The organism is Dolichospermum sp. UHCC 0260 (assembly GCF_009711985.1).
GTDB lineage: Bacteria > Cyanobacteriota > Cyanobacteriia > Cyanobacteriales > Nostocaceae > Dolichospermum > Dolichospermum lemmermannii.
In genome coordinates, this window is record NZ_VIKZ01000095.1 from 1 (window position 1) to 5818 (window position 5818).

Consider the following 5818-nt stretch of genomic DNA (forward strand, 5'->3'; position numbering starts at 1 on the left):
GTAGATTAAGTGGTTTTTCAACTGATAGATTGATGGACTATCTAAACAAGTTAGGTAGTGATGTAGAGATTACAGTTAAACCTAAACCTGAAAATCGTAAGTTTGCTCAAATAATTGTAGTCTGATAATTATTATTCATTATTCAGATCCCCGACTTCTTCAAGAAGTCGGAGATCTAGGTCTTGATTAAGTATACGTACTTAATGTAAAATACAGGTATCTAATCATTACCCAAGACAATGAATGTCAAGCCACTGCGGTTTCTCGTTGTAGAAGATCATCCAGAAGTAGCCCAAAATAATTGTGATTTTTTGAGAAAATTCGATTCTTCTGCTATTTGTACCATCGCTTCTACTCCCCAAGAAGCACTACAACGTCTAAAAATAGAAACACCAGATTTAATTGTCCTTGATTTACAATTTGCTTTACCTTCTGGCGCTCAGTCAGCTAAATCTTCTTTAGAATTATTAGAGTTAATTTTTAACACTTATTCCTCTTTAAATATCCTCATTTATAGCAGTGAACCCAGTTGGATGATAAAACTTGTCAAATTCATTAATCATCACTACGGTGGGTTTGTGGTTGTGAATAAAATGGAACGACGCAAATATTTTTTAGCAGGGGTTGAAAGTGCTTTGAATGGAGAATTGAAATTGCCTAGAGAATTACGTCAAGAATTAAACTTGAATGAGAAAGAGTTGGAAGTTCTCAGGCTATTGTGTCATGAATCCTTAACAGATCAAGCAATAGCGGAACGTCTTCATATATCACTGAGGGTTGTGCAGAATCATATCCAACATCTGAAAGTGAAATTGGGTGTTGATGAATTTGAGCAAAAAGACATTAATTCCCGTGTTGCTCTATGTATAAAAGCGCTTGAGCAAAAATTATTATTGCTTTGATTGAGTTGCGGAACTTTGTATAGAGGTGCAACCGGAAAATTAGTAACTACAATTTTCTTAACTGAACTGTATTGCTATTTACAATTTTAAACATCTTGAACAAACTCCGTTAAGAACCTAAACGCCTTTAGAATATAATTAGCGCAATCTTGAGGAGAACTATTATAAAATGATGGCCATGCAGTAGCTTTATCTTCATCATAATAATCGCGGCGATGGGGGTGATTTTCTAACCACGCTAACCGCACTGCATGACCGATTAACACATCTAAAACCATATATTCTTCAATTTGCAACTTAGGGTTATTAGCCACGATTGTAGCCAATTCCATCAAAGCTTCTACATTGACTTGGCGATATTCTGGGGCTTCAATTTTATTCAGCAAATGTTCAACTAATAAAGCGAAATTTCTTTCTCCTGCGGTCATTTCTGAAAGCATGACTTCACTTTCTAACCGATTCCGTCGTTCTAATTTATCACCAATGACTAAACCTTTGCAATGCTGCATTAATAGCCAAACTTGTTTAAAAAAGTCTTTGGGTACACGATTTAATGCACCTTCTCTTTGACGAAATCTGCGCCAACCATCAAGAGGAACTTCTGTTTCTTCACTAATTACAGGTAGCACAACCCAAGCAATATCACTTTCTTTTTGTTTGACGTGCAATGATTCCTGTTGACGTAATAAATTACTTACGCCACTATATCCAGTTAACACTTGACGTAACCGCATTTTCACTTCAAAAGGTGAAAGCTGCATTAATTGTTCATAAGCTTCATCTTGGGTAAGGATGAATTCTCTGGCTATGTCGCTAGTAATTAAAAGAATTAAATAACCAACTCTTAGTGTTAAAAATCCGCGAAATAATTCTGGTTCTGATTTGATTAAGACACCGAGATAAATTAATATTTCTTGCGTTAAAACCCGATCTCGAATATCCTCACGACAGAAGTTATTAATTTTCTCAGTAATCTCACTTCCAGAGATAGGAACAACTATCAAAGAAGCCTGACTATAAGCCCTCCCCACTGCAATTTGCTTACCTTGAACCAAAATACTCGTTATCGCATCTGATAAGCCAATATCGAGCATTTGGCGTAAACCCGCAGCCCGTCGCACCACCGCCCACAGCCCTAAATCTCCGGCTTTGGTATAGACTTCATCGAGTAAATCCGCTACAGTGACAGCATTAATTGGCCCAGCATATCCTGTATCAAATTCTAAACCCTGTAACCGAGTTAAAGTTTGGAGTAATTCAATTTGCTCATAAATATTTTCTGATGAGCGCAAATATTCTAATAATGAATCTAAGTTAGTTTCACATTCCATTTGGAATTCTTGGGTATGTCCCAAAGACCAACTTTTTTCTAAATGAGAAGTCAGGTAATAACAACGGATTCCCCGATTTGCAACTGATGATTGCGATAATTCTGTATCTGATAAAAAATCAATTCTTTGAATTGCGGCTGTCAGCATTAATTGATTCAATTTTCCTAATTTTACCTGGACTCCATGACAAATACCATCCTTGAGTTCCTGCATTAATTCTAATAATGCTTCTGACCCAGTTTCTAGCATTGTCCGAGTAATCATTAAGGTTAAAGTCGGACGACCTAAATCACTCCAGTATTTTTGGATATAAGCCAATTCACCTCTAATTTCATCTACTAAAAAGTGATAATCAAGAGTTAAATAAAATTGCTGTGAATCTAGGAATGATGGTAAAAAGACAACTGTTTGATCTCTAATCCGAAAGAATCTTGATATCGTCAAACTTCTCAGTCGTCGCAAGGGACGGCCTGTTAAACCCAGTTGATCATTTCTGCCAATTTGTGTATAAATTCGGGAAAGTTCTTCAGATTTCCTAATTTGAATTGGTGCAATTTGGCTAGGTGTTTGGGTTTCAATTCCATATACTTCTAATTGTGTTTGTAGGGCTTCATCTTCTGCTATTAAAGCAATTTGAACTAAGGAATTGCGGTTTTTACCGACATTCAAATGTCTACCTAAAGGATCAATATCTCCTAGTGATATTAAACCTTCACTTAACATTTCTCCCAGATAATATAAGCTTTGCGCCCAAACTAAAGGAATATTTTCATTGGGTAATCTTAACTGAGACTGAGGATCTAATTTCTCAGCTTCTATATTTTCTTCAGGAACATAATAAATTTCTGGTAATAGCTGTAACCCATTTTGTTCTACCAACAATAATTGTAGAAGTTGCTGATATTTCTCAACTTGTGCTTGTTCACCGCGAAATAAACCATCAAGAACTAAATAAGTAAAAAACAATGGCCATTCACATTCAATATGTTCAAATTGTTTAAGTTCACCAGGTTCATAGTGGAGGCGTTCGGTGTCTTCTAAAACTGTTTGATGTCCATCTCTTAAAAAGCGCTTACAACCATATTTTCCTGCGAGTTTACTAATAATTTCTTTAAAGGTGCGTTCTCGCAATGCTTCATCTTTGACAGCAAAAGCGGGATAACTAATAATACTTAATAACGCCGCATCAACTTCTTTAGAACCTGATTCTCTAGGTAATAATGATTCTAAAGTAATTCTGGCTCTAGCAATTTCATCTGGTAAAACATGAATTACTGATGCTTGACTACCATGAACACCAAATAAGTTTAATCCATTTATAGATTCTAAAGCTGCTTTAGCCATTCCCAAGGAACTAGCATTTAATTCTGCACTACCATGATTAATTTTATTTCCCCGTTCCCAAATGCCAAAATCTGGTGTGCGGTAAGCTCGACCAATATAATAAACTAGGTTTTGGACAAAGTTAACTTCATCCAATGTAAAAATAATTGATAATCCGCTGGCGGTCATTTGTGCCAACATTAATAAAAAGATAGATGTCGCGTCAAGTTGTAAATGTCCCCATTCATCATCACCGACAACAATATCACCCGTGGCTGTATTGTATTTGGCGTGAAGTCCATCTAATAAAGATTGTGTATGTTTAAATTTTTCAACTTTATGAGATTGTCGCATCATGGCAAACAATAGACCACGCATTAGTTTAACAACACTATGTTCAAGTTCATAAGTGCGACCATGATCATGATCTAATTTGCGATAGGCTAGGGCTAAACCCCAAACTGCTAAAATACTATACACATTATCTCGCACCCAGGCATCTGTATAATCGCCATGAGCAGTAATAGCGGTACTCGCTGGTAATAAACCAGTAATCGGGTTTTGACGCGCTAAAATAATTGTCTTAATTTGCTTGTAGTAAAAATCTAAGCGTGTTAATGGTGTGGTTGATGTGTTCATTATGGTGATGAGAAAATTTAACTTTGTTGCTGTGAGGTTGATAAATAAAAAAGTTGTATAATTCCCTCTTTTGCTGTATATAACAATCATCCAGAGGAGAATTTTTTTGAGTAGGTAGGATAGATTACAATTATAATATGCGACGTGACTCTATTTCCTATTATTTATTTCAAACATATCCAACCATACTGTTTGAATTATTGCCAAATCCCCCCGCAAATGCGGCTAATTATCGCTTCGATTCAGTAGCGGTGAAAGAACCAAAGTTTGAAATTGACGGGGTGTTTCTACCACCAGAAACCGAAACTCCTGGTGTTGTTTATTTTTGTGAGGTGCAATTTCAAAAAGATGAACGACTGTATGAGCGGTTATTTGGGGAATTATTTCTCTATTTTTACAGAAATAGGGAGCGTTTTCAAGATTGGCAAGCGGTGTTAATTTATCCAACTCGGAGTACGGAACAAGAGGATATTCACCCCTATCGCGCACTTTTAAGTTCGGAACAAGTCCATCGAGTATATTTGAATGAATTGGGAGAATTTGAGGAATTACCCCTTGATGTCAGTTTGTTGGTATTGACAACTCTAAAACAAAACAAAGCCCCAGCAGCAGCGCGATATTTAATCAATCGTTGTCAGCAGGAGTTACAAGAACCAGCAGCTAGACGTGGCATAATGGAAATAATTACCACGATTATTTCTTATCGGTTTACTCGTTTAAGTCGTGTGGAGATAGAAGCAATGTTAGGCATAAGTTTTCAGCAAACTCGCTTGTATGAAGAACTCAGAGAAGAAGCTACCGAATTAGGTATGCAGCAAGGTATGCAGCAAGGTAAACAACAAGGTAAACAGGAGGGAGAAATAAATCTGATCCTACGGTTGTTATCTAAAAGATTTGGGGAAGTTCCTAGTCAGCTAAAAATGCAGATTGAGAAGTTATCTCTGGAACAATTGGAAGCTTTAACTGAGGTGTTTTTAGATTTTGCAAGTTTAGATAATTTGGTTGTTTGGTTGCAACATTTAGAAATTTCCCAGAAGTAAAAGCCAGAGATTACTAGCGGAATCTGTAACAGTTGAATAATTTGTAATTTGTAGGGGTTTAGCAATGCTAAACCCTTACGTTTTGGTGATTGCAAAATTTTTCTTACCCATAGATTCTTAATTTGGATTCCCAATTTAACACCAGCATATTTATTGACAAATTTATCAAATCATGTATAATTAACGATATTTATTCCAAAGTATATTTTTTGCCGACAGGGGACTTATGAAACTTAAACCAATTTCCCAAATACTTTTAGGACTGACCATCACCCCCATTATCGCCTTAGCTGTACACCAACCCGGCTATGCAGGGGAAAAATTCAAGTGTAATGATAAACTGCAAAACCCTATCACATTAGCCAAAACAAGTCGCGGTTGGCAACCCATGTTAGTCTGGGAAAGTAACTATTTTAGAATCTCTAAACAAGAACGCTGTCGCATTGTTAGCAAAAGACTACAGGCATACAGTGATAATAGAATGCTCTATCTTAGAGGAGGAAAGTTTAACGGACTTCCTGTAATATGTACTGCTATTAAAGTAGGTGGTAATTGTTTAAAAGAAGATGTTGTCATTACACTC

General features: G+C 36.3%; 4 protein-coding genes. 3 read left to right on the forward strand and 1 reads right to left on the reverse strand.

Annotated features, from left to right (window positions below; genetic code table 11):
* Positions 1-239: 239 nt before the first annotated feature.
* Positions 240-902, forward strand: coding sequence for a response regulator transcription factor (locus FJR08_RS22225; RefSeq protein ID WP_168634612.1), 663 nt, complete (start codon positions 240-242; stop codon positions 900-902).
* Positions 903-988: 86 nt separating this feature from the next.
* Here the strand turns inward: FJR08_RS22225 and FJR08_RS22230 are convergent, their stop codons facing one another.
* Positions 989-4195 carry a glycoside hydrolase family 15 protein gene (locus FJR08_RS22230; RefSeq protein ID WP_168634613.1) on the reverse strand — a complete coding sequence of 1069 codons (3207 nt, stop codon included), beginning with the start codon at positions 4193-4195 and terminating at the stop codon, positions 989-991.
* Between the two features lie 137 nt (positions 4196-4332).
* On the opposite strand from FJR08_RS22230, the gene FJR08_RS22235 reads away from it, so the two are divergent.
* On the forward strand, positions 4333-5235 hold the full coding sequence (locus FJR08_RS22235; RefSeq protein ID WP_168634614.1) for an Rpn family recombination-promoting nuclease/putative transposase: 903 nt from the start codon (positions 4333-4335) through the stop codon (positions 5233-5235).
* A 226-nt stretch (positions 5236-5461) separates the two neighbouring features.
* The coding region (locus FJR08_RS22240) for a COP23 domain-containing protein (RefSeq protein WP_217357553.1) at positions 5462-5818 on the forward strand (357 nt) is incomplete at its 3' end.

Excerpts from the sequence above, each read along its gene's own strand:
- FJR08_RS22230 (WP_168634613.1), bottom strand. The coding sequence starts at position 4,195 with ATGAACACATCAACCACACCATTAACACGCTTAGATTTTTACTACAAG.
- FJR08_RS22225 (WP_168634612.1), top strand. The coding sequence starts at position 240 with ATGAATGTCAAGCCACTGCGGTTTCTCGTTGTAGAAGATCATCCAGAA.
- FJR08_RS22235 (WP_168634614.1), top strand. The coding sequence starts at position 4,333 with ATGCGACGTGACTCTATTTCCTATTATTTATTTCAAACATATCCAACC.